Annotated in this window: 22 protein-coding genes and 1 tRNA gene; 8 read left to right on the forward strand and 15 right to left on the reverse strand. The window is 59.9% G+C overall.

Features of this window, described 5'->3' with window-relative positions:
* The first annotated feature begins 711 nt into the window (after positions 1-711).
* The 4 genes from AKL29_RS00520 to AKL29_RS00535 all read left to right on the forward strand — a co-directional run bounded on the left by AKL29_RS00520 (position 712) and on the right by AKL29_RS00535 (position 5,513).
* A complete protein-coding gene (locus AKL29_RS00520; protein WP_050382291.1) occupies positions 712-1,164 on the forward strand; it encodes a hypothetical protein in 453 nt (150 codons plus the stop codon).
* A gap of 701 nt (positions 1,165-1,865) precedes the next feature.
* On the forward strand, positions 1,866-3,005 hold the full coding sequence (locus AKL29_RS00525; protein ID WP_028333709.1) for a TRAP transporter substrate-binding protein: 1,140 nt from the start codon (positions 1,866-1,868) through the stop codon (positions 3,003-3,005).
* Between the two features lie 94 nt (positions 3,006-3,099).
* Positions 3,100-3,768, forward strand: a complete 669-nt coding sequence (locus AKL29_RS00530; protein ID WP_028333710.1) for a TRAP transporter small permease subunit — start codon at positions 3,100-3,102, stop codon at positions 3,766-3,768.
* Positions 3,765-5,513 (forward strand): TRAP transporter large permease, encoded by a 1,749-nt coding sequence (locus tag AKL29_RS00535; RefSeq protein WP_028333711.1) that lies wholly within the window; start codon positions 3,765-3,767, stop codon positions 5,511-5,513. Before AKL29_RS00530 ends, AKL29_RS00535 begins: the two co-directional genes overlap by 4 nt.
* Positions 5,514-5,695: 182 nt before the next feature.
* Here the strand turns inward: AKL29_RS00535 and AKL29_RS00540 are convergent, their stop codons facing one another.
* Entirely contained in the window at positions 5,696-6,787 is a 1,092-nt protein-coding gene (locus AKL29_RS00540; RefSeq protein WP_050382293.1) for a hypothetical protein, read from the reverse strand.
* A 298-nt stretch (positions 6,788-7,085) separates the two neighbouring features.
* On the opposite strand from AKL29_RS00540, the gene AKL29_RS00545 reads away from it, so the two are divergent.
* Positions 7,086-7,919: a hypothetical protein gene (locus AKL29_RS00545; protein ID WP_152977371.1), complete on the forward strand. Its 834-nt coding sequence runs from the start codon at positions 7,086-7,088 to the stop codon at positions 7,917-7,919.
* A 529-nt stretch (positions 7,920-8,448) separates the two neighbouring features.
* Here AKL29_RS00545 and AKL29_RS00555 read toward each other — a convergent pair.
* The 5 genes from AKL29_RS00555 to AKL29_RS00580 all read right to left on the reverse strand — a co-directional run bounded on the left by AKL29_RS00555 (position 8,449) and on the right by AKL29_RS00580 (position 13,752).
* Entirely contained in the window at positions 8,449-9,747 is a 1,299-nt protein-coding gene (locus tag AKL29_RS00555; protein WP_050382298.1) for a hypothetical protein, read from the reverse strand.
* Positions 9,748-9,851: 104 nt separating this feature from the next.
* Positions 9,852-10,325: a hypothetical protein gene (locus tag AKL29_RS00560; RefSeq protein WP_244481653.1), complete on the reverse strand. Its 474-nt coding sequence runs from the start codon at positions 10,323-10,325 to the stop codon at positions 9,852-9,854.
* Between the two features lie 1,297 nt (positions 10,326-11,622).
* Complete coding sequence (locus AKL29_RS00570; protein WP_050382302.1) at positions 11,623-12,330, reverse strand: hypothetical protein; 708 nt, start codon at positions 12,328-12,330, stop codon at positions 11,623-11,625.
* Between the two features lie 2 nt (positions 12,331-12,332).
* Positions 12,333-12,785 carry a hypothetical protein gene (locus AKL29_RS00575; RefSeq protein WP_050382305.1) on the reverse strand — a complete coding sequence of 151 codons (453 nt, stop codon included), beginning with the start codon at positions 12,783-12,785 and terminating at the stop codon, positions 12,333-12,335.
* A gap of 4 nt (positions 12,786-12,789) precedes the next feature.
* The gene (locus AKL29_RS00580) at positions 12,790-13,752 is read right to left on the reverse strand and encodes a ParA family protein (RefSeq protein ID WP_160321690.1); all 963 of its coding nucleotides are present in this window, start codon (positions 13,750-13,752) and stop codon (positions 12,790-12,792) included.
* 240 nt (positions 13,753-13,992) lie between these two features.
* On the opposite strand from AKL29_RS00580, the gene AKL29_RS00585 reads away from it, so the two are divergent.
* Positions 13,993-14,649, forward strand: a complete 657-nt coding sequence (locus tag AKL29_RS00585; protein WP_050382310.1) for a recombinase family protein — start codon at positions 13,993-13,995, stop codon at positions 14,647-14,649.
* Positions 14,650-14,807: 158 nt separating this feature from the next.
* Here AKL29_RS00585 and AKL29_RS00590 read toward each other — a convergent pair whose 3' ends face one another.
* Positions 14,808-15,287: a hypothetical protein gene (locus AKL29_RS00590; RefSeq protein WP_050382311.1), complete on the reverse strand. Its 480-nt coding sequence runs from the start codon at positions 15,285-15,287 to the stop codon at positions 14,808-14,810.
* 26 nt (positions 15,288-15,313) lie between these two features.
* Between AKL29_RS00590 and AKL29_RS40035 the strand changes: the two genes are divergently transcribed.
* Both AKL29_RS40035 and AKL29_RS41510 read left to right on the forward strand, forming a co-directional pair.
* Positions 15,314-16,486 (forward strand): XRE family transcriptional regulator, encoded by a 1,173-nt coding sequence (locus AKL29_RS40035; protein WP_082190425.1) that lies wholly within the window; start codon positions 15,314-15,316, stop codon positions 16,484-16,486.
* Positions 16,479-16,904: a hypothetical protein gene (locus AKL29_RS41510; RefSeq protein ID WP_152977372.1), complete on the forward strand. Its 426-nt coding sequence runs from the start codon at positions 16,479-16,481 to the stop codon at positions 16,902-16,904. The genes AKL29_RS40035 and AKL29_RS41510 overlap by 8 nt, the downstream gene beginning before the upstream one ends.
* A gap of 127 nt (positions 16,905-17,031) precedes the next feature.
* Here AKL29_RS41510 and AKL29_RS00600 read toward each other — a convergent pair whose 3' ends face one another.
* From AKL29_RS00600 to AKL29_RS44070, 8 genes are all read right to left on the reverse strand, one after another.
* On the reverse strand, positions 17,032-18,756 hold the full coding sequence (locus AKL29_RS00600) for a hypothetical protein (RefSeq protein WP_063779869.1): 1,725 nt from the start codon (positions 18,754-18,756) through the stop codon (positions 17,032-17,034).
* 112 nt (positions 18,757-18,868) lie between these two features.
* Positions 18,869-18,944 (reverse strand) — tRNA-Phe (locus AKL29_RS00605).
* A gap of 140 nt (positions 18,945-19,084) precedes the next feature.
* A complete protein-coding gene (gene yacG, locus AKL29_RS00610; RefSeq protein ID WP_028333712.1) occupies positions 19,085-19,267 on the reverse strand; it encodes a DNA gyrase inhibitor YacG in 183 nt (60 codons plus the stop codon).
* Positions 19,268-19,456: 189 nt separating this feature from the next.
* Positions 19,457-20,086 (reverse strand): Maf-like protein, encoded by a 630-nt coding sequence (locus AKL29_RS00615; protein WP_050382316.1) that lies wholly within the window; start codon positions 20,084-20,086, stop codon positions 19,457-19,459.
* A gap of 198 nt (positions 20,087-20,284) precedes the next feature.
* Positions 20,285-20,749 (reverse strand): arsenate-mycothiol transferase ArsC, encoded by a 465-nt coding sequence (locus AKL29_RS00620; RefSeq protein WP_050382319.1) that lies wholly within the window; start codon positions 20,747-20,749, stop codon positions 20,285-20,287.
* A gap of 159 nt (positions 20,750-20,908) precedes the next feature.
* Entirely contained in the window at positions 20,909-21,415 is a 507-nt protein-coding gene (locus tag AKL29_RS00625) for a UPF0262 family protein (RefSeq protein WP_016841326.1), read from the reverse strand.
* A complete protein-coding gene (gene hisD, locus AKL29_RS00630; protein ID WP_028333714.1) occupies positions 21,412-22,707 on the reverse strand; it encodes a histidinol dehydrogenase in 1,296 nt (431 codons plus the stop codon). The genes AKL29_RS00625 and hisD overlap by 4 nt, the downstream gene beginning before the upstream one ends.
* Before the next feature lie 104 nt (positions 22,708-22,811).
* Positions 22,812-22,919 (reverse strand): DUF2948 family protein (locus AKL29_RS44070; protein ID WP_244481658.1); only part of this gene is annotated, 108 nt, incomplete at its 5' end.

The following is a 22,919-nucleotide window of genomic DNA, read 5'->3' on the forward strand; positions in this document are numbered from 1 at the left end:
TTGGGCGGGCGGTGGCCATTATCGCGGTGGCCGTTACTACGGAGGCGGTTGGGGATGGCCCGGAGCTGCCGCAGCCGGCTTGGCGACCGGCGCAGCCATCGGAGCCGCGACGGCCTATAACTCCTGCTATCAGACGCGAAACGTGTGGAACGGTTACGCGTATGTTCAGCAAAGCGTGAGGGTCTGTTAGGCAATCCCGCGTCTGCGATGACATCTCAGCCGAATTCGAGATCACGGACCCGCCTGATCAACTTGCGCGAGCGAGTTCGGTAACGAGGCCTGCGGCGACATCGCACCGCAATGGGCCGCCTTGCGCCGAAGTCCGCGCGATCCTGATCACCGAAACCGATCAGGATCGTCATCGCGCTCGCCCTAGGGCTTTTCTACCAATTGATACAAAGGCCGGACTTTCCCCGTATGCGCGAAGCCGTCACCGCCGAACGCAGCTTGCGGCTTCGCCGATGGCGAGCGGCATTTTGATCCCTGTCGTGTCGCGTGGCCCATCCTCGGTCGGCACTGCCGCCGCGCTTGTTCCTCCTCGCTGGAGTCATCCTTCGATCTTCCATCAGTCACGTCGATTTGATGCGTCGTGCGAGGCGCGCAGGAACCACTTCCTGAGGTTGCATTTGGTTGAATGCGAGAAGAACCGGGAACGTTCCGGTGTGGCTTTAGCGAGCCCTGTCGCAAGCAAACCAATCTAGGGAGCAACGCATGACGAACCTGAGAATCCTTGGCGCGGCCGTGATCGTGGCCTGCGCAGTCTCCAGCCCCGCATCGGCGCAAGCGGTCTTCTCCAATCCGGCCGCCTGTTCATCTCAATTCGCCAGCGCCAACTGCCTCAACCGAGGAGCCGGGAGCCCGTACGACAGCAGGAGGGGCTATTATCAGCGGCGAACCGCCTATCGCGAACCCGTGGGGCCGGTGGGGGCCGCCGCCGGCGTGGCCGGCGCTGCCGTCGGAACGGCCGCGGCGATCGCGACCGCTCCCTTCGGCGGCTGGCGCAATTCCTACGCCGCGTACGGCACCTACGATCGGCCCGCCGCATATGGCGACTACTACGCCTGGAACGGCGACTGGAGCGCCTACGCCTCGCACAATGGCATCGTCTGCAGGCCCGGTACCTTCTTCAAGGGATCCGACGGACTCCAGCACCCCTGCCAATAGAGCTCGTCCGCGCTCAGGTTAATCTACCCAGGCGGCCTGCAAGGGCCGCCTGCTCCAGTCCTGCCGGTCGCGTCGACAGCGCCTGCGCGGCTGAAGGATCGTGTGCGCGCGAACTGCCTAGTCTGATCGACGACAACATGTGGCGCAGGTTCGCGGCATCGTGAAATCCACAATCGCGGGAGTTATTGGCGGGGAGCTGGCTCCGCTGGGGGACATGCGCGGTTCGTTGGCGATGGGTCCGTTTATCCAGCAAAACAGGCGTCTGGCTACTGACGAGTGATGACCCGCACCCCAGTGGACGGGCCACCTACAGCAAAGTTCGACCCGTCATTCAGGCCGGCCGGCGGATTAACCCTCGCTCCACTGTGGTTGCTGTTGCCGGATGACCGGGTTGGTGCTCCCCGAAGCACGAGGTTGCCGGACGGGGATACTCTATAACCATAACTACTGCCCACACTTTGGGCGAAGGCATCGGTAGTTACCGCAAAAGCGCCCAGCATCAGCGCCGCACCTGCAACAGCAACGACTTTCGTAAACACCGTGGTCTGGTCCTCGTGCGGCGCGTCATCACCGCAGTCCGCGTCGTAGCGTCGCATCATTCCGAACATTCTTGCCAAACCCCTGCGCAAGATTTTGACTTGTTCCAATAAAAAAAGGGGCTGATCCGCAAGGGATCGCTATTCCAAGGGGAGGAGGCAGTCATGACCAAATCAAACAAGGGCAGCACTCCGAACCGCCGCGGCTTTCTCAAGGTCGCTGCTGCGGGGGCCGCCGCGACGGTAGCCGCGCCGAGCGTCGTCAGCGCCCAGGGGCCGATCAGCATGCGCTGGCAAAGCACCTGGCCGTCAAAGGACATTTTCCACGAATACGCCCTCGACTACGCCAAGAAGGTCAACGACATGACCGGCGGCGAGCTCAAGATCGAAGTGCTGCCGGCAGGCGCTGTCGTGCCCGCCTTCGGCCTGCTCGATGCCGTCTCCAAGGGCGTGCTCGACGGCGGCCATGGCGTGCTGGTCTATCACTACGGCAAGCAGACCGCGCTGGCGTTGTGGGGCTCGGGACCAGGCTTTGCGATGGACGCCAACATGCTGCTGGCCTGGCACCGCTATGGCGGCGGCAAGGAGTTGCTCGCAAAACTTTATGAATCGATCGGCGCCAATGTCGTCTCGTTCCCCTACGGTCCGATGCCGACCCAGCCGTTCGGCTGGTTCAAGAAGCCGATCACCAAGCCCGAGGATATCAAGGGTCTGAAATTCCGCACCGTCGGCATCTCGATCGATGTGTATTCGGGGATGGGCGCTGCCGTGAACGCGCTGCCCGGTGGCGAAATTGTAGCTGCCATGGACCGCGGCCTCCTGGATGCGGCGGAGTTCAACAATGCCACCTCCGACCGCGTACTCGGCTTCCCCGATGTCTCCAAGGTCTGCATGCTGCAGAGCTATCATCAGAACGCCGAGCAGTTCGAGATCACGTTCAACAAGGACAAGTACAACGCGCTGCCGGACAAGATGAAGGCGATCATCGCCAACGCGGTGGACGCAGCCTCGGCAGATATGTCCTGGAAGGCGATCGACCGCTATTCTAAGGACTATGTGGAGCTGCAGACCAAGGACAACGTCAAGTTCTACAAGACCCCCGATGCCATCCTGAAGCAGCAGCTCGAGATCTATGACGGCGTGGTGCAGAAGAAGGCGGCAGAGAACCCGCTGTTCAAGGAGATCGTGCAGTCGCAGATCGCGTTCGCCAAGCGTGCGACACAATGGGAGCAGGACACGGTGGTGAACCGCCGCATGGCCTACGATCACTATTTCGGGCCCAACGCCGCCGCCAAGAAACTCTGATGCCGAAATAAACCCGGCAAGGGCGCCGTCCGGACCACCCTCCGGACGGAGCCTTGTGCTATGTTGGGATCGTTTTTATGCCGAACCGTATCACATGAGCGTCCAGAGCTTACTGTACAAGATCGACGGCATCTCGACCTGGGTCGGCAAGGCGACCGCCTGGCTGATGATCGTCCTGATGAGCGTCGTCTGCATCGAAGTGTTCAAGCGCTACGCCGCGAACATGCCGACGGCATGGATCTTCGACGCCGAGAACATGCTGTACGGGTCTCTGTTCATGCTGTGCGGCGCCTATACGCTGGCGCAGAATGCCCATGTCCGCGGCGACTTCCTGTACTCCTCGATGCGGCCGCGCACGCAGGCCACGCTCGATCTTGTTCTCTACTTCGTGTTCTTCATTCCGGGCATCGCCGCGCTGATCTATGCAGGCTATTTCTACGCCGCGGATTCCTGGCACATCAACGAGCATTCCAACGTCACGGCGGACGGCCCGCCGGTCTACCACTTCAAGACCGTCATCCCGATCGCGGGCGCGCTGATCATGCTGCAGGGGATCGGCGAGATCATCCGCTGCATCGTGTGCCTGAAGACCGGCGAATGGCCGAGCCGGCTTGCCGACGTCGCCGAGACCGACGTCATCGGGGAGCAGCTCGCGCACTCTGAATTCGTGGACGAGGAATCGCGCAAGCTCGCCATCGAGGGCGCGGCGCGCATCGATGAAATGGCGCGGCAACGCGGCATGGGCGGGGACCTGAACACATGAGCGATCCCGCGCTCGGCCTGTTGATGCTGACGCTCATCGTCGTCGTCATCATGATGGGCTTTGCCACGGCGTTTACGCTGATGGGCCTTGGCATGTTCTTCGGCTTCATCGCCTTCTACGACCCGTCGCAGAACTGGACGCACAACAAGGTTTTCGAGCTGATGGTCCAGCGCACCTACGGCGCGATGACCAACGACGTGCTGATCTCCATCCCGTTGTTCGTGCTGATGGGCTATGTGATGGAGCGCGGCGCCCTCGTCGACAAGATGTTCTATTCGATCCAGCTCGCCTTCCGCCGCCTGCCCGCCTCGCTCGCGGTCGCGACCCTGATCGTGTGCACGTTCTGGGGAATCGCCTCCGGGCTCGTCGGCGCGGTGGTGGTGCTGATGGGCGTGATCGCCTTCAACCCGATGCTGCGCGCCGGTTATGACGTGAAGCTCGCCTCCGGCGTCATCACCGCGGGCGGCACGCTCGGCATCCTGATCCCGCCTTCGGTGATGATCATCGTCTATGCCGCGGTCGCCGGCCAGTCCGTGGTCAAGCTCTATGCGGCGGCGATGCTTCCCGGCTTCTTCCTGGCGTTCCTCTACCTTGTCTATGTCGTGGGCTGGGCGATGATCAACCCGAAGATCGCCCCGCCGCTGGCGGAGGAGCAGACCCGCGTCAACGTGCCCGAATGGATCAGGAATTTCGCGGCGCTGTATTCGCCGAACCTGTTCGTCGGCCTGTTCCAGGCGCTGCTCTCGCCCGCAAAGGCGAAGACGCTCCAGATCGACGGCAAGCCGATGGGCTATGGCGCGATCGTGCAGAACTTCCTCATTTCGCTGGTGCCGTTCCTGATGACCGCAGCCGCGCTCGGCACGGTCTGGTGGTACGTCGTGATCCACCAGCAGGCCGGCGCCGCGAGCGGAGCCGTCGAAGGCCTGCAGCAGCTTGGCAGCCCGGTCGAGCCGAAGGAGCTGTCGCCCGCTGAAAAGGGACCGGACACCCAGTTCTACGTCTGGTTCGCGATCTCAGTCGCCGTGCTGGCGGCGTGGACGGCGCGCTCTTACTTGCGCATGGACGGCGAACGCTTCGAAGTGTTGAAGCTCTTGACGTCGTCGGTGATGCCGCTCGGCATCCTCACCGTCGTGGTGCTGGGGGTGATCCTGTTCGGCATCACGACCGCGACCGAGTCCGCCGGCGTCGGCGCCGCCGGCGCCTTCATCCTCGCTTTCCACGCCCGCACGCTCGACTGGAAGCGCACCAAGGAAGCGGTGTTCCTGACCGCAAAGACGACCGCGATGGTCTGCTGGCTGTTCGTCGGCTCGGCGCTGTTCTCGGCGGTGTTCGCCATTCTCGGCGGTCAGGCGCTGCTGGAAAGCTGGGTGCTGTCGCTCAACATGACGCCCGTGCAGTTCATGATCTTGTCGCAGGCGATCATCTTCTTGCTGGGCTGGCCGCTCGAATGGACCGAGATCATCATCATCTTCGTGCCGATCTTCCTGCCGATGCTGAAGCACTTCAACATCGATCCGATCCTTTGGGGCACGCTGGTGTTCGTGAACTTGCAGGCCGCGTTCCTGTCGCCGCCGGTCGCGATGTCGGCGTTCTATCTCAAGGGCGTCGCCCCGAAGCACGTTACGCTGAACCAGATATTCGCCGGCATGATGCCCTACATGCTGATCGTGATCCTGTGCATGGTGATCATGTATCTCTGGCCCGGCATGACGCTGTGGCTGCCGAACTATTTGTACGCGAGTTGAGGCGCAGCGGGGAGCACCGGGCGCTGGTCAAAAACGAAATGGTGCCCAGGGGCGGGCTGCGCTTGGCCTAGCTTGCGACATTGAAATGACAAGAGAATTCGTAGCAGAAATCGGAGTTGTTTACCAGTCCTGTTACACAGCCCGAGCGGTGGGGTATGACCGCCAAGTCAATAGCAACCCAACTAGCCCGCGAGTGACTTAGCGTAGTGGTCAAACAACTGCGCACAATTCAGTTCGTTCTCGATGTTTATATGCTGGTTGAACTTCGGGCGCGGGAGGCGTGAGCGCGGGAAGCTAATACCAAACGGGCCGGGGTCCGGTTCGTAGTCATCAGGATCGTATTCGGGAAACAATTCTTCCAAGAGGCTGGTTACCACCGAGGTGTCCGCTTTGGACATGCCAAGGGCCGTACCGAAGATTGGCTTGGTTTCTTCGGGAACGTCGTGCTTGCCAAACAACAGATTCATGTTTTGGGTGTGGTACGCGAAACCGAGAAACACAAGGCACTTTGCGCTTCGGATCACCTCCTCAATCCTTAGCAGCGTAGACTCCTCTTCGACCTGTTCCGTGTATGTTTTGATCCCCCTCGACAAGGCGAGATAGTCAAGCCGCGAATGCTCACTGCCACCAAACGGCACGCGGTCGAGTGCCCCCACCCAACCATATGGATGGATGATGGTGGCTCGGGTAACGATCTCCGCGGCCTGCTGCTTCGATATTCCGTACTGCAAATGCAGAGCGTGGGTTAGGAAGTGTTCGAGGCATCGATCGTAGTTGAAGTTGATGAACACAACGTCGTCCAGCGCCCTCTCAACGTCCGGCGCCTTTCTGCCGGGTCCGAGCACCCGCATGAATTTGACCATCCACGACGTATGCACTCTCATCAAGTCGAGCGTATTGTTTACGTTGGACGGGTTCACATAGAGATGGCTGTGCCTTTCGGCAGCCAGGATAGATCGGATGATCGCTGCCTTTCCGACCTCAACAACTTCCGGCGCTCCCTCGTGTATGTTCAGGAAATCATCGATCGAGTTCGCGAGCAAGATGCCTCTGTGAATTAAGTCAAATGCAGCGCCGTAATTGCGACCTTTGCCCGGTCCAAAGAAACTCAGTGCCAACTCTTCGTCAAACGTTCCGTGTTCGAGGGTACCGAAACGGGAAAGACTCACTTTCGTTCGCCGCTGTATATCGAGCGCAAGGTTGGTCCCAACCGGCAGATTGAGATCAACGCCAGCGCCCGCACCGATTATGAAAAGAGTCTTTCGATTGAACATCTAACGGCCCTCTCGTATCGAGGAGCAGCATCACTGATTCTCACCCGCCGGTCCCTTGTAGAAGCCATAACGGCACAGGAAATATGGGTCGGTGCGCCGGGCTCTCACATGCGTGCCCCTTGAAGTTGGTCCGGCACCAAGTGAGATAAGGGCTTCCAGGCCACTTTGAGGCTAAGGCCGCCCATCACAGGCCACTCGCCAAGCTTCCTCCAAGCCGATGATGGCTGATGAAAATCTCTATGCAGCGGAAGCGCCGAATTGGGGTAAGTGATGGGGTTCGGTTTGGACGAACCAGCGAGTGCTGCTGCGAGAACATCAATCGAAATCGTTACGGGTTGAACTCATGCATCTACGTCCACTTATTTGGCCTTTGTTCACGCTGGTGATGGGAATTGCGTTGGGTGGCAGCTTGTTTTGGGGAGTCTTTGGCCCCGTTGCCACCGACAAGAATTTCGGACGGTTAGCGCCGTCCGTTCAGGAAGCGCAGCTTCACCGCACAAAGGAAGAGAATGACGAAGCTCTTGTTCGCTACACCCTTTGGCTTGCCGTCCTTACGGGAGGTCTAGTGTTGGTATCCGCCGGGCAGGGATTCTTCCTACTCCGCGCGGACAAAACGGCTCGGATGACGGCAGAAGCTTCTCAGGCGCAAACACATAATTTTTCGAAACTGGAACGCCCCTATCTCTACATATCCAATCCGAAGGGGCTGGAGTTAGAAGCGCATACACCAGACCCCTATCACTACGTCACGTATCAAGTAGCCAATTACGGAAAGACGCCCGCGACAATCAAAGAATTTTTCGCGGCTATCTCCGTGGGAAAAGTGCCGGGCGATCTTGGCGTTCCCCAGCGTTGGCATCCACTCCGGCACCTGCCAATCATGATACCGAACGAGACGCGGTCCGATCTTTGGCTCGCGGTGCCAGAGTCAATTGCGATTGGAGAGTTTGCAGATGAAGATACTCCACCGATGCCCGTGCCGGAGCTGGCTGGCGATGAAGAATTTTATGTACACATCCTCATCAAGTATCGCGGCCCGTTTACCTCGGATCATGAGACCTCTGGCTGCTGGCGGTGGGAAGGCACGAGCCTTGTTTCCTTTGACGATGATCGTTTCACCTACATGCGATAGCGCCAAGCCATGAAGGCATAATCGACCCCAACATCATCACTCGACTTGATGCATGGCGTTGTGTAGCGGTGCCTTGGGTCCTGTCCTTGAGGTGACCACCTTGAGGTTTGGGCCTTGAGCATCACTTGATGGCGGGACACTAGCCGGTGGCCTAGGTCGTGTGCCGTGCCGCTGAGGTATGACATTGGGCTCCCGCCGTTGGGCTCTCGCTTGCGTGACCCTTGAAGTTGGTCCGGTGTGAGGTGTAGGGCTTCTAGGTCACTTTGAGGCTATAGCTGGCCTCTGCCTCGAAGAGACCCACATGGCCTCCTCCTCAAGCTGATGATGGTCGATGAGAGATAGAAGCTTCATCTGTATTCCTAGAGGGACGCCTGAGGGCAATTGCGGAAGCGTAAGAAACTGAGTCGATTTGCCGCACGCCCAGAAAGCGCAGCGGAACTCCATGCGTCGCCCTTGGCTAAATCCAGGCGGGACATCCGCCAACCGAACAAACGCACAGATGGACTCCGCTGCAAATCCTGCGGGCCTTCTAGCGCCCATCATCGATCTTCACCGGGATGTCCGCTCCAGCTATGCGCCGCGCCTCCTCAAGCATTACTCGCCGTGCGGCCTCGCCATCCGATCGAGCGACAATCACGCTGTCGTGTAGAGGAAGCGCTCCGATTCCGACGCTAATAAGCTTGAGCATCACGGCAATGAGGATATCGCTCTCCAGCCGCTGAAGCTCTCCCGCTCGTCCTCGTTCAAACCATTCGGCAGCGATGGCGTGATGCCGCGCCTTGATGTCCGCCACAACGTTGCTCGGCTTCGTGCCTGCCGGAAAAAGTCCCCGAACCCCTGCCCGCTCCGCGCTTGTCCGTCCCGGCCATTGCTTCAGGGCACGCTTAGCGGAGATCAGAGCGTTGACCATCCGCTTGCGGCCTTCCCTCAATGACGGCCAGTCGCTCGCTTCGTGGTCACACCCCGTGAGGTCGTAGAGATCGCCGGCAGGCGGCACCAGCCCGGACAATGCGTATGCAAGCCGAAGGAAGAGCTGGCCATAGTCCACGTTGAGCACGGGCTCACCATTAAGGGCGAGGCACCTGAAGCGATCCGCCCGGGGCATCGTTTCCCAGTAACCATCATACAGCCGCCCGCCTCGCTCAAAGCTGCCCTTGAATGCGCGGCGCACGGTTCGGTGATGAGGGGTGGTGATGTATACCCAAGGCCGGTCCGCAATCTCTACAAGCGATAGCGCCTCGCTTCCATTGTAGCAGAGAGGCAGCGCTCGAAGGTGATCGTTGATCCGCTCCATCTCTGCAACCGCAGTACCGAGCCAATCCTCGGGACGCAGTCTGCGTTGGCCGCTCTCGTCACAGTTTATGCCGACAAACGCCCGGTGTTCCTCAAGGTAAAGATCGCCCCAATCTCCCGGAGGCGGAGCGACACTCCAATATGCAGGCGACGGTGTGATGGTGGACGCCCTGCGGACCGCCCCGGATCGATGACCAAGCGTGAGCGTGAGGAGCCCCCGCGCCTTCATCAACTCCACGGCGCGATTGAAGTGCTTGCCGTACACGGATGTGTAACTCGATGCGTAGTTGCCGAGCCGCACTGCGACGGCCCGCCCGTCACCGAGTAGTGCGTTGGCCGTGAAGCCACAGCATATCGCTTCGACCGCCCGCGCGAACTTCTCCTGGTCCGTGGCCTTGCGCTTGCGTTGCCGGAGCCCTTGACCATCCTCATCAGCCAGGAGGGACGCAGTGAGCTGCGCTATGAATGCCTTGAGGTCCGGTGCTGCAGCACGCCATCGTGTCTCTAGCGCAACTGGTTTGGACGCGGTGGGCATGCTGTAGAGTCCGCCTCAAAGTGACCGGCTTGATGCACGAGGATGGACGGACGTTGACCCCGGCACCTGATCGGTCACACGTGCCACGGCAGAAATTTTGGAGGTTAGCAAGGAGGTAACCCGGGATGCCGGCCGTACCTCTTCACCTTCAGAGCTAACACTGCGGCCATGTGCTCGGCGGTCGCCCATTCGCAGATGTCCTCAACGCGCTGCCCCATGATCCTCAGCACGCGCCCCGAGCTGCGCGGGAACTTGTGCAACTCGCTGCGGTGCCTCCGGTCACCGATGTACAGCTCGTGCACCACGTGATGCCCGGACGCCAACCGATGTAGCGCCTTGGCGACTTGCACAATTCGGAACTCCTTCACGCGGTGCGGGCGCGGGTCCTCCTCAACGAGGGCGGTGATGGCGATGTGGATAGCGAGGAGGCGCTCGGGCTTCACAGCCTTCTTGCGTAGCCGCCCGAAAGCAATAGATGCCCGAGCCTTGGCCGACATGCCGCGCAGCCGCGTGGCGATTTCAAATGGCGACTGCTCCAGCAGCAGCGCCAGATGCATCACGGTGTCCTTGATGAACATCTCGGTTTGAAGGCGGGGCCGTATGTACGATAGCGCGGCCTTGAGGTACGGCGCCAACTCACCGGCCGTGTAGCTGCGCTTCCAGTGACTCCCGTGCCTCGCCTTATGCTCAACGTGTCTGCGACAATGGGAGGACGCAAGCCCCTTCCCCGCCGCCTGCATCGTCGGCCTCCCGCAATCAAAAACTACGCAACGGTCTGCCTCGCGGTCGGGCTCAACGCGTACCGATAGCCACTGAAGTCCCTTCTTCACAACTCACTCTTTCAGACGAATGACAAAACAGGGGCGCGCGGATTAGGCATTGGGACGGCTTTGCAATTCGCCGGTCCTCACAGATCCTGCTGCTCACTACAAAGTCGCGTAATTCCGGGCTTCTTAAAGCTCTCTGGATTTGTTCTGAAGTCGTGGAGGACGTCCGATCTATGTTGGATTGCTTTCCGTGTCGCATGGTTCATGTACCGAGCGTCCGACTGCGCCCGCTTCTGTTGCCTCAACTCATCCCTCCTCATCATCGCATCCAGCTCCTCGAAGACCGCTGCCCCGTCAATGAGCCGTGGAGACATGCTAGCTGAGCGAGCCAAGGTCCACAGACCATCAGATGCCGTCACACAAGCAATGCGCGACCTTCGAACCTCAACCTGCAGTTCCTTGACGACACAAACAATGGCATGAGCCAACATTGTTTGAGTTGATCTCTCCGAGCCGTACACCAGAAACACTTTGCGGCTACCATCAGGAAATACACACAACGCGCAGGACACCATCGGAGCTAGTCGGTCGTAGCGCCCGCCTCTTGGCTCTACATGACTTACGGCTGCGTAGATCAGGGATTCAGCACTCTCTTTCGAGTTCACCTTCGCCTCCTTACTGTTGGGCAATCGGTCATTCTAGCGCTCCGCCTTCGGGCAGACGCGCGGCTACCTGCCGGAGCATCCAACAGGTCAGCCTAGTAGCGAGAATCTGTGAGAGGCGCTCGCAACCGCAACGCATTTCGCATCGGGTCTTCGGCGGCGCGGCTTCAATCCATATTGAGGGGGTTCAGCACCCCAGATGGGCAGGATCAATATTCAGAGATGCGAAATTGGGTACGAAATGCGTTCCAATCAAGAGCTCTTAGACCACAAAAGCTTTCTTTGGGGTCGTCCTTCTCTTAGCGCGACGCAAGCATCCAAAGAGGGTCAGGCCTCTTGTACTCAACGCGAGATCTCAAGCCTCGTGGCCGTGGATGACTGAGCCACATCAGTCGACTCGCAGCTAAAGCGCTCTACACATCTTGCCGACAGAAGTACCAAGACCTCTAAGCAGCGTCTAAAGCCAACGCCGCTTTGAGATTGCCCGCCAGACCACGCAAAAGCTCCGCCTTAGCCGCTGAAGAAAAAACGTCCCAAAGCAACCGACCCGCCGTGCACAAAAAGAGGCGATGCACGATCTCCTCTCCCTCTTTGAGATTCGCTAACACCAATCCCTCTGTAGCTTTGATGGGTGATATCTCCGCGATGGTGTGATGGTCCATCCACGTTCCCGGTATCTGCCCGTGAACAATTGCGGACGTCCGCGAATACCATTTTTCTAAGCGCGACACTAAACCGAGCTTCCTTTGAAGGTCCACAAAATTGGCAGTGTGCACCTTGTGGTATTCAAGAATCGTGCGCTTATCAACGTAGTAGGTCGGATCGCGAACAACCGTGGCCAACTCGGAAGGATGCGTCCGGAAATAGGTGTAATACATTGCGGCTTCCAACATGGTGCGCATCGAGCCAGCTGCGGGCTTATAGAGCGCCAGAGCTGTGAGAGCGGCAACATGCTGTCCTGCTATCTGCATCTCCCGAATAAAACACAAGGCAGGATTTCCATGATCGGAAATCTCAAACTGTCTCGCCCAGATCGCAAGCCGTAAGTTTCTCTGAGCCATTACTTTCGTAATGCTTGAATCGCTCAGAAATGCCGTAACGTTCGCATTCCAGTCAACCGCCTTCACTGCGGCGGCGAGTTTCGTGTGCGGCATCTCTAACCCCTGCGCACAATGCCCTTCAAAAAGGGGTCCGCCCCTTCGTCACCAAGCAATCCCAGCAGTTTTGTAGCTTGGGTTGGCGAAGCCGATTCAAAAAACCAGTCAAGCAATTCTCGGACTGATCCGTTTGGAAAACCACCTTTTGCCAGCCTCGGCGCGACGTTCGCAATAGCTAGCAGCAGCGCCTTCTTGCTCAACTTTTTTCTCAGCAATATTTCACGAGCAGCCGCAGACACGGAGCTAACGCTTACAACTTCTTTTGCGAATACTTCTTCTCGCGCTTCGGGAAGCGTCACTGACAAGTATCGAAGCATCTCGCCGAATTCATAACCTAGGCGACCGTGCGCCATCTCATCCGCGATCTCGATGATCTCAGCCCTAGTAAGATTTGACATCAACATGGAGCCTGCGAGCTGGCGCAACACGCGGCGTCGGGCACGTTCATTCATCTTGTCACGCTCCGGTTCTCTTAATTAGTTCTTGCCCAACAGCGAGCAAGTTCCCCAGTGCCTCTGTGCTGTACGCCCGCGTGCTCGTCCACGTGAAGCCTTTGCCACCCTCCGGCTCAGAGAAGGCCTTGTACTTCCTTAAACGGCTCTCCATGCAAACAGGTCCGAAATCCTTATGGCTGCGAATTTCGATCTCTTGAGGCGACACAATCGCCCTTGAGGTTGCGTTGAAGAGGATGTGAGGGGAAATGGTGCCACTTCCCGCCTTCTTTGACTGAATGAAATTCATCATCAAGCCGATTCCGCGAACTGCATAGCGTTGAGGCACCACGGGGATAACAACATGGTCAGAGTTGCGCAACGACGTCTTGGTAAACAGTGAACCTGCAGGATGGCAGTCGATGTAGATGACGTCATAAAGCGCTCTGCACTCATCAATGAACTTTCCAAATCGCTCTTCAATGGGCGCCGTACTTGCATTCGCCTGCCCTAACGCGACGTACATCAAATCCAACGTTGACGGCAGCAAATCTAGATGCGCGTCGGAGTAGTTGTAGATCCTGGTGACGAGGTCCTTCACCTTCGGCGGATTGTGATTGCCGGGGACTTGCAGCTGATAAGGGTTCAGCTTCACGTCATCGTCGACCAGAACTGAGAGAATTGTCTTTCGAGCCTTCTCCAATTCAAAATAGGGCTTGGGAAGTAGGAACGCTTGCGAAAGGTTGAATTGAGGGTCGTAGTCAATGACCAAAACCCTGCGCGGTTTGTTGCCAAGTGCATAGCGACTAGTTATTCCGGCCAAGTGCGCCGCAACGGTCGTTTTGCCCACGCCTCCCTTCATGTTCATAATAGTTATTACTTTGCCCATAGCCCTTCCCCCAAACCTTTGGTTGCAATGGTTCACGGGATCGGAGGGACTGTAAATAAGACTTGCTGATGGTCTGCGCGGCGCGAAGCCACGCATCATGGAAATCTCCGCGCTTCCCATAGAGGTCGTCCGAGCCTTATCGGATCGATTGGATTCGCGATTAGTGCGGAGCTAGCGGTCTCCTTACCTTGGTAGCGTAGGAAAGAAGGGATCTCCTTCCGCAAGGGTATAGACCAACGGACAACGGGCAATCGGGCGCAAAGCCTGTCCGTAAGGGTTGACTTCGGCTCTACGGACATATTATATACGGACATCATCCTAACGGACAGGAGGACCAGGATGACGACCGTTCTGTACGCCCGCGTCTCGACTTCGGACCAAACGCTAGACCATCAGCGGACCCAAGCTGAGGCCGCCGGCTTCACGATTGATGAGGTGGTGGCCGATGATGGAGTGTCAGGCATTACCACCCGTCTCGCGCACCGACCTCAAGGCCGCAGGCTCTGGGACATGCTGCGCAAGGGTGACACCCTCGTGGTGCGCTGGGTAGACCGCCTTGGCCGCAACTATGAGGATGTCAGTGACACCATCCGCGAGTTCATGCGCCGTGGTGTTGTCATCCGCACCGTCATCAACAACATGACCTTCGACGGCGCTACCAAAGACCCAATGCAGCAGGCCGTAAGGGATGCGCTTATCGGCTTCATGGCGGCACTCTCGCAGGCCCAAGCGGAGGCGAACAAGGAAGCGCAAACGGCGGGCATCGCCCATGCCAAGGCGAACGTGCTCAACTATCTGGGCCGCAAGCCGAGCTTCACGCGGCAACAGCTCAAGGCCGTCCACGACATGCTTGAGCGTGAGGAAGGAGCGAGCACCATCGCAGCGGCAACCGGGCTGAGCCGTCAAGCTGTCCTGCGCATCAAGGCGGACCCTGCGGGTGCCGAGCGGATGTTGGCGCGCTGGGAAGCCGCTGAGGAAGCACGCAGACAGGCTTGAGGTCTGCGCCTCTCCCGGCCCTTGCCTCTTGGTCGGCCTCGCCCTCACCCTCCTGGGACCGGGCCTACCGAGGGCTACGGGGGGAAACGCAGCGCTGCCAGCTCGGGCCTACCCTTCGCATTTGTGACCCCATAATTCTCTCGGTCGCCCTGACCGAATCAAAGGCCACCAATGAGGTTCTTGTGCAGTGCGTCAGTGGAATTCCGTAGCTCCGCGGTGTTCGATTTCCATCTCGACCAAAGAAAAAGTAAGGATGCGCTGGCGGGAGCTAGGCTAGACACGACTATGAGACCACCAATGACGGAATTGATCTCCTCGCTGTATAGAAATGAAATCACCGTAAGAACGAGCGCTAAAACAATCGCCACCGCGGCATTCACTTCCACGACAGTCTTGTATTCATTGAAGAATTGTACCTTCTTCACTTCCAGGTCGCCGAGTAGATCGCTTGCTTGATCGTACAAATCCTGAGCGCCTGCCCGGCTCGACTTCAGTTTCGCCTCGGAAATCCTGTGAAGCCTCGAAAGACGGCGCGACAGCGGTGATTCCGTCAGCTCTGTAATTGCCTCAACAAGTGCAGTCCCCGCGTGCAACCCTACCCCAAGTTGCACCAGACTTGAGAAATCGCCTAAGGTCATTCAGTAACTCCCGGTTTCATCATTCAATGGCATCACTGAAAAAGAACGTCGATCAGGTTCTCAATGCTCGCGGCCTATCACGCGCCGAGCTTGGGACTAGAGTTGGACTTACTGAGTCCGCACTCAATAATTTTTTGCGGGCACCTCCAAAGCGCAGCGAAGGTATTCTCAAGAAGATATCCCGCGAGTTGCTAGTCCCCGATTTTTTCCTCTTTGCAGAGTCTGTCCCGATCGAAGAGGCTCGCTTTCCCGACTTCCGCCTCACGACACCGAAGCAATCCGGATACTCAAGGGAAGCGTTGCAATGGATGGATCTTGCTACCTCGATACAGTCACAGGCAGAGCAAGAATCGCCACGTCCCCGATCAACGTTCAGCGTTAAGTCCTCAGTCGGACCGTCCTCAAACTCGGTGGCGGTGGCGGCGCGTAACTTAAGGACCAAATTAGGCTTCACCTTTGACGTGCAGACAGAGGCACGTGATGCCCGCGCATTGTTTGCATGGCTTCGACGTCAAGTCGAGACGCTGAACGTGTTTGTGTTGCAGCTATCTTTCTCGGATAAGGATGGAGCTGGATTCTGCCTCACGGGAAGATATTACGATGTCATCGTACTCAATACGCGAAGACAATCGTCCGAGCGTCGCCTGTTTACTCTAGCGCATGAGCTATATCATTGCGCGCTCGGAATGAGCGGCGTCTCTGATCCGTTCATTGTCAACAACGCAATCGAACGCAAATGCAACCAGTTTGCCGTAGAGTTTCTTGCGCCGTCTGCGTTCATCCTCCCCATTGCAAAGCGCACCATCCGAACGTCAACACTGGACGTCGATCAGCTAAAGCGGTTTTCGCGACTGACCAAACTGTCCATGCACGCTAGCGTCATTCGCTTGGTTGAGCTTGGAATCTATGCTCCTTCAGCCGTCGGTGCTTGGCAGCGCTTCATCAGCGCGAATGGCGACCCTGAGGCTCCAAGCGGAGGCGGAGGCAAGCGACAGGAGGAATGGAAGTACAAACTAGCGAAGTACGGCTTCAAGTTTGCTGAAATTTTCGGCGAGGCCAAGGCAAGGGGCAATTACGACGACTACGAATTTTATCGGTTATCGGGGATCAAGCCAAAATATCAAGACGATTACATCAGAAAGTCTACGAAGGCACGACCGGAGGACGCCATAGAAGCTGAAGGCGGTGAGGATGCCTAAGTATCCTACGCCCTTCGTCTTCGACCTTCAGGCAATTCGGTTGTGGTCAGAGGCATCGGGAAATGAAGCGCAGGTGGTTCAAAGTGACCTAGAGCAAGGTCAGGTCCTGATATTCAATCGAGTATTCAACGAATTCACCAAAGTCTATCCCGACAACGCAACCGATCTAAGCGGCAATACATTCGCGAAAAAGCGCGTCGTGGAGGAGCATCGCCTTGCGGCTGCGGCACTCGCAGAATCGAGCAATGCAACCTTCGGAAGGAAGGGACCGTATGACCAGTGCATTGAATGGTGTGTTGCCGGCATCGCTTGTTGTGGACCGTACACCATCGTAACCGATGCGCGTCGCAAACCGCTGTACCAAAAGGTCAATGGTCTTTCGGTAATCACGTTTGAGGAATACCTGAACTATCGCTGACGACTTCCCTTCGCTATAGGTAGCCCCCGCCTCCCCACATTCCCGTTTCAACTGATCCTTGGAGTGAACGACCGAACCTCCATCCGACATTTTTTCTGTGGACCACGACGGCACCAGCTACATTCTCTCAGTCGCTCGCCCACTCTGGATACAAGCGCATCTCATATCTTGGATACTTCGCGAGCGCCGCCGCTTGATCCTCAAGCTCAACTCCATGATACCCATCTGCCTCCGTTCGCCCCTCTAAGGCATGCCCCGAGATCACATCAAGCGTCCGCCGATCAATTCCGGCCCTCGTGCCAACGGGCTTAAAGCGGTGCCTCCAGCCGTGGTTTGGCTTCACGCCCGGATCGGGCACAAGCGCTCGGGCGAACTCACCAAGCCGATTTTTAATGCCCTGCAACGGTCCCAGCACGTCTCCGTCCTCGGCAGGCCGAAGGAAGAGATGACCTGCGGGCGACGCCTTAACGAACTCCACGAAGCCCATATCGATCAGGTGACGATGGAGAACAACGTCACGTGCTTCATCGGTCTTCACCGTCCCGGCTTCTGGGGTGATGGTGATGTACCAAATGCTGCTGCCCTGTCTGTACAAGTCCTCCTTCCGCAGCTGCGCCATCTCGCCAACACGAGCACCGGTATAGGCCATGAGCCAAGGCACCCAGCGTTTTGCGGCAAAGGTCTCCGGCCGCTCACCTCCCCGCTCCACTTCGAGACTTGCCCTAAGTATGGTTATCGCCTCTTGATCCGTGAAAGCCTTACTCCGCAGCTTGCGAGGCTTGGCGGCCTTGAGTGTGACACCTTCCGCCGGATTGTTATGCATCCTACCGTTCGAAACCGCCCATCCGAACACCGCCTTTAGTCCTGCGAGGTCATTATCCTTCACCGTCTTTGCTGAGATCGGCCGCTTGGTCCTCGGATTGATGGTTGCTAGACGGTGATCCTTAAAGCCGATCACATCATTCTTGGTCACCCGGCTACAGTCATCATGACCAAGATATGCAACGAACGCGGCCATGGTGTTGCTGTAGCTCTCGTGGGTGCTGGGCTTGAGATTGCGGGCCTTTGCCTCCGTCCACCATCCCTCAACCAACGAGGTCAACGAACCTCCCGCAACAGCAGACGGCTTCGCGACAACTGCGCCCGGTGCGACCCACACGGGGAAGCGCTCAGCCTTAGGGTCCAATGTGTAATCGCCCTGCGCGTTACGCAGACGGACCTCCAGCGCATCGCGCAGCGCAAGCCAGAACGCTCGGAGCAGCAAACCACGCGAAGCTGCATCGACGCGGCGAATGCCTTCCGACAACAGCAGGCGGTCAACAATCAGCCCTAGGTGGACTTCAAGAGTTGCGGTGTCAGGGCGGTCTTCAGGCTGAGGGAGATGGCTGAGGTCAATCGACTTGCGCATCGTATCCAGACGCACAAAGCGCACGAGCGATGCCTCAAAGATCGCGGCGTCATCCTCGGGGTCATGCGGCACCGGGCGCATGGTGCCACCCGGCCCCTGCTCAACGGCTAGCGTGCGTTCGCGCCCCTCACCGCCGGACCAGGCCCGGTACAGGCGCCCCGCCAAGGCAGTCGCTTGCGAATTGGTGAGAGCAGTCGCGCTGTCATCGCGAAACGCGCGGAAGATGCGTTCCAGATACTGATCGGCCGCCGCCTGCCTTACCTTCACTTCGGCCGGCTGATCGGTCCGGAGCGAGAACCGGATGGCCTGCGCTCGGGGTGAGATCGTCACTGAACGGGTCGCGTTGCCCAGCGGAACATGCAGCGTCCGGCCAATGAGCTGGCCTCGCACGTCTGCGGGAATCCGCCGCACGTAGATGGGAAACCGCGAACCGTCTCGCTGCATTGGACGCACAATCCGAAACAACATCGTTGCTCACCGTTGTTACACAGGCGGGCAAGCGCGAAGCCTCAGATAGGGCTTAACTCTTTGGAGTAAATACCATTCAGGTGTGGAATGGTGCCCAGGGGCGGGATCGAACCACCGACACTGCGATTTTCAGTCGCATGCTCTACCAACTGAGCTACCTGGGCATACCCGCGGGGCCGAAAAGGCCGGAGCGAGCGGGCGGTTTATAGAGAGGTCGGAGCGCCGTGTCCACCCGGCTTCGCGAAACGCTTCGCCGGCCGCGGCCCGCCCGGCGCTCTTTCCCCAACTTGTTGGGAAATCTGGGCTATTCCGGGTCCTCCGCGTCGTCCTCGCGGCCTGGGACGACATAGCGGCCGGTCAGCCAGCGGTTGAGGTCGACGTCGCGGCAACGCGCCGAGCAGAACGGGCGGAAGGCCTGCTCGACGGGCTTGCCGCAGATCGGACAGGCGCGCGGGGTGGCCGGGGGCGTTCGGGCTTGGTCAGTCATGGCTGGGCCGGAGTCTATATCAACTGGCAATCGAGGAGGCGGTCGCATGTTCCACGTTCGCCGCAGGTCACCTCCCTCTGTCCGCGGAGACAAACCCCTCACCCGACTCGCATCTGCGATGCGATGTGGCCGCTCCCACAAGGGAGAGGTGCAGAGCCGATGCGGCGCAGGAAGAATGTCCCGTCAGCGCTACACCGCGACGGAGTTGAGCCAGCCGTGGCGGATCGGAAAGCCCTCGCCGCCGAGCAGGGTCACGGTCTCGTAGAGCGGCAGGCCGACCACATTGGTGTAGGAGCCGACCAACTTGACCACGAACGATCCGGCAATGCCCTGCACCGCGTAGCCGCCGGCTTTGCCGCGCCATTCGCCGGAGCCGATATAGGCCTGGATGTCGTCCTCGCTGAGCCGCTTGAAGCGCACGCGCGTTTCGACCAGGCGCTGACGGAATGCCTCGCGCGGCGTCACCACGCAGATCGCGGTGTAGACGCGGTGATTGCGGCCCGACAGCAGCCGCAGGCACTGCGCGGCCTCGTCGACCAGATTGGCCTTGGGCAGGATGCGGCGGCCGACCGCCACCACGGTGTCGGCGGCAATGATGAAGGAGCCGCGCAGGTCGTCGTCAAGATGCACCGATTTCAGCGCCGCGTCGGCCTTGGCGCGCGCCAGGCGGTTGGCGCAGGCGCGCGGCAACTCGCCCCGCCGCGGGGTCTCGTCGACATCGGCCGGGCGCAGCGCGTCGGGCTCGATGCCGGCCTGGTTGAGCAGGGCCAGCCGCCGCGGCGAACCGGAAGCAAGAACGAATTTGGGACGGCCTAGCATGCGGGCTTTTGGGCTGAATCGGGGGGACGGACGCGGGCGGAACCTATCGGATGGGGCATGGATGCACAACCTTGGAACCGGCCGCGAATCGCGCCCCCGCCTGGAGACAAGGCCCCATAAGCACAGCTGTTTGTCAGTCTGGCGACAAGCGGCGGTTCTGCGAATCGGAACACGCTGGTCCCCTCGCCTCGCCGAGCCTCACAGGTTTGCCGCGCCGGCCTTGGCAAAGCGGCGGCGGATGCGCAGCAACAGGCCGTCGCAGACTTCGCGGTAGGCGGCGAGCTTCTGCTCGCGATTGCCGCTGGTGCCGGTCGGATCCTGCGTCGGCCAGTATTCGACATCGGCGGCGAGCGTGCGGGTGAGATCCAGCGCCCTGTGGTGCGCCTCCGGCGACAGCGTGATGATGAGATCGAAGTTCAGCCCCTCCCAGTCCTCGAGTTCCTCGAAGGTTTGCGGCTTGTGGCTGGAAATGTCCTGGCCGAGTTCGGCCATCACCGAGACGGCGAACGGGTCGAGCTCACCCTTCTTGACGCCGGCCGAGCGGACATAGAGGCCTCGGGGAAACATCTGTTGCAGCAGGCTTTCGGCCATCGGCGACCGCACGCTGTTCAGGCCGCATGCGAACAGCACGGCCTGGGGGTTGCGCGCGCGCGGCGCTTCCATGCGATCAGGCTTTTTTCGATCGGGGTACGCCCCCGTCAATCACCGCGTCACCGATCATGCGCCTCGTCTTCTGGCGCATGATCTCCGCGCAAACGCACGCGTTTGTCGCGACCGAAAACCGGCATCCACTTTGCGCTAACGCGGCCCTCCGGGTCGGGATCATGCGCCTTCACCCTTCCAGTGCAGCACGGTGATCAGCGTGAACAGCCGCCGCGCGGTCTCGAAATCGACGCGCACCTTGCCCTTGAGCCGTTCCTGCAGCGTGCGCGAGCCCTCGTCATGGATGCCGCGGCGGCCCATGTCGATCGCCTCGATCTTGTCCGGCGTCGCGGTCCGGATCGCCTGATAGTAGCTGTCGCAGATCATGAAGTAGTCCTTCACGACGCGGCGGAACGGGGTCAGCGACAACAGATGTGCGACTACCGGCGCGCCGTCCTCCTTGCGGATATCGAACATCAGCCGGTTGCCGGTGATCGCGATATGCAGGGTGTAAGGCCCCGGCCCGGCGGCGCCCTCGGGCGCGAACAGGTTCTGCTCGATCAGATCGTAGATCGCGATCGCCCGCTCATGCTCGATATCGGGCCCGGAACGGCCGATCGATTCCTCGTCGAGCGTCACCGCGACGATGCGATTGTTGGAATCCTCGTCGTCTGGTGGCTTGTTCATGAGAGGTTGAGGCGCAATCCGACGGAACGTGAATGGGCATCGAGACCCTCGGCCTGGCCGAGAGTCATCGCGGCGGGCCCGAGCGCACGAAGCTGATCCGGCCCGCACCGCAGGATCGAGGTTCGCTTCATGAAGTCAAGCACCCCGAGGCCCGAGGAGAACCGCGCCGAGCGCGCGGTCGGCAGCACATGGTTGGAGCCGCCGACATAATCGCCGATCGCCTCCGGCGTATGGGCCCCGAGGAAGATCGCCCCGGCGTTGCGGACCTTGTTCGACAGGCCCTCGGCGTCCGCGGTCATGATCTCGAGATGCTCGGCCGCGATCGCATTGGCGAGCTCGACCGCGTCGTCGAGTTTTGCCACCTTGATCACGGCACCGAAGTCGTTCCACGAGGTGCGGGCGATCTCGGCGCGCGGCAGCGTCGCAAGCTGCGCCTCGACCGCGCGCTCGACGTCGGCGGCGAGCCGTGCACTGTCGGTGATCAGGATCGACTGCGCGCTGACGTCATGCTCGGCCTGCGCCAAGAGATCGGCCGCGATCCAGTCGGCATTACCGGTGTCGTCGGCGATGACCAGCACCTCGGAGGGGCCGGCGATCATGTCGATGCCGACCTTGCCGAACACCAGCCGTTTGGCCGCGGCGACATAGGCGTTGCCGGGGCCGACGATCTTGGCGACCGGCGCGATCGTCGCGGTGCCGTAGGCCAGTGCCGCCACCGCCTGGGCGCCGCCGACGCGGTAGATTTCCGACACGCCGCCGAGATGGGCGGCGGCGAGCACCAGCGGGTTGAGCTTGCCGTCCGGCGCCGGCACCACCATCACCACCCGCGGCACGCCGGCGACCTTGGCCGGCACCGCGTTCATCAGCACCGAGGACGGATAGGCCGCGGTGCCGCCGGGCACATAGAGCCCGACCGCATCGACCGCGCTCCAGCGCCAGCCGAGCTCGACGCCGGCGGCATCGGTGAAGCGCTCGTCCTTCGGCAACTGGCGGCGGTGGAAGGTCTCGATCCGGTCGCGCGCGAATCTCAGGGCCTCGACGGTCTTGGGGTCACAGGCCGCAACCGCGGCGTCGATCTCGGCTGCGGTAATGCGCAGGCCGGCCGCCTCGATATCGAGCCGGTCGAACTTTTTGGTCGCCTCGAGCAGCGCCGCATCGCCGCGGGCCGCCACGTCGTCGACGATGGCGCGGGTGGCGCGCTCGACGTCGGCCGATACCTCGCGCTTGGCCGCCAGGAAATCGCGGAATCGCTGCTCGAAATCGGCGCTCTGTCGGTCCAGGCGAACGGGCATGACGGCTTTCTTAGGAGGAATTCGGGTCCCTGCTCAATGGCGCGACGGATAATGGCCGTCAACCCTGTGCGTCGTCGTCCCGGCGAGGGCCGGGGCGACGGTGACTACCCCGGCGCCACGCCGAGATCGTCGGTGCCAAGATCGGTCAATTCGCACTCCAGGCACTCGACATCCAGCCGCAGCGCCCCGCCATGGCCGAACATCAGGAGGGC

Origin of the sequence: Bradyrhizobium pachyrhizi (genome assembly GCF_001189245.1) — a bacterium.
Lineage (GTDB): Bacteria > Pseudomonadota > Alphaproteobacteria > Rhizobiales > Xanthobacteraceae > Bradyrhizobium > Bradyrhizobium pachyrhizi.

Excerpts from the sequence above, each read along its gene's own strand:
- AKL29_RS00585 (WP_050382310.1), top strand. The coding sequence starts at position 13,993 with ATGACGACCGTTCTGTACGCCCGCGTCTCGACTTCGGACCAAACGCTA.
- yacG (WP_028333712.1), bottom strand. The coding sequence starts at position 19,267 with ATGACTGACCAAGCCCGAACGCCCCCGGCCACCCCGCGCGCCTGTCCG.
- AKL29_RS00575 (WP_050382305.1), bottom strand. The coding sequence starts at position 12,785 with ATGAATGAACGTGCCCGACGCCGCGTGTTGCGCCAGCTCGCAGGCTCC.
- hisD (WP_028333714.1), bottom strand. The coding sequence starts at position 22,707 with ATGCCCGTTCGCCTGGACCGACAGAGCGCCGATTTCGAGCAGCGATTC.
- AKL29_RS00590 (WP_050382311.1), bottom strand. The coding sequence starts at position 15,287 with ATGACCTTAGGCGATTTCTCAAGTCTGGTGCAACTTGGGGTAGGGTTG.
- AKL29_RS00530 (WP_028333710.1), top strand. The coding sequence starts at position 3,100 with ATGAGCGTCCAGAGCTTACTGTACAAGATCGACGGCATCTCGACCTGG.
- AKL29_RS00535 (WP_028333711.1), top strand. The coding sequence starts at position 3,765 with ATGAGCGATCCCGCGCTCGGCCTGTTGATGCTGACGCTCATCGTCGTC.
- AKL29_RS00560 (WP_244481653.1), bottom strand. The coding sequence starts at position 10,325 with ATGTTCATCAAGGACACCGTGATGCATCTGGCGCTGCTGCTGGAGCAG.
- AKL29_RS00555 (WP_050382298.1), bottom strand. The coding sequence starts at position 9,747 with ATGCCCACCGCGTCCAAACCAGTTGCGCTAGAGACACGATGGCGTGCT.
- AKL29_RS40035 (WP_082190425.1), top strand. The coding sequence starts at position 15,314 with ATGGCATCACTGAAAAAGAACGTCGATCAGGTTCTCAATGCTCGCGGC.
- AKL29_RS41510 (WP_152977372.1), top strand. The coding sequence starts at position 16,479 with ATGCCTAAGTATCCTACGCCCTTCGTCTTCGACCTTCAGGCAATTCGG.
- AKL29_RS00580 (WP_160321690.1), bottom strand. The coding sequence starts at position 13,752 with ATGATGCGTGGCTTCGCGCCGCGCAGACCATCAGCAAGTCTTATTTAC.
- AKL29_RS00540 (WP_050382293.1), bottom strand. The coding sequence starts at position 6,787 with ATGTTCAATCGAAAGACTCTTTTCATAATCGGTGCGGGCGCTGGCGTT.
- AKL29_RS00600 (WP_063779869.1), bottom strand. The coding sequence starts at position 18,756 with ATGCAGCGAGACGGTTCGCGGTTTCCCATCTACGTGCGGCGGATTCCC.
- AKL29_RS00525 (WP_028333709.1), top strand. The coding sequence starts at position 1,866 with ATGACCAAATCAAACAAGGGCAGCACTCCGAACCGCCGCGGCTTTCTC.
- AKL29_RS00570 (WP_050382302.1), bottom strand. The coding sequence starts at position 12,330 with ATGCCGCACACGAAACTCGCCGCCGCAGTGAAGGCGGTTGACTGGAAT.
- AKL29_RS00615 (WP_050382316.1), bottom strand. The coding sequence starts at position 20,086 with ATGCTAGGCCGTCCCAAATTCGTTCTTGCTTCCGGTTCGCCGCGGCGG.
- AKL29_RS00520 (WP_050382291.1), top strand. The coding sequence starts at position 712 with ATGACGAACCTGAGAATCCTTGGCGCGGCCGTGATCGTGGCCTGCGCA.
- AKL29_RS00625 (WP_016841326.1), bottom strand. The coding sequence starts at position 21,415 with ATGAACAAGCCACCAGACGACGAGGATTCCAACAATCGCATCGTCGCG.
- AKL29_RS00620 (WP_050382319.1), bottom strand. The coding sequence starts at position 20,749 with ATGGAAGCGCCGCGCGCGCGCAACCCCCAGGCCGTGCTGTTCGCATGC.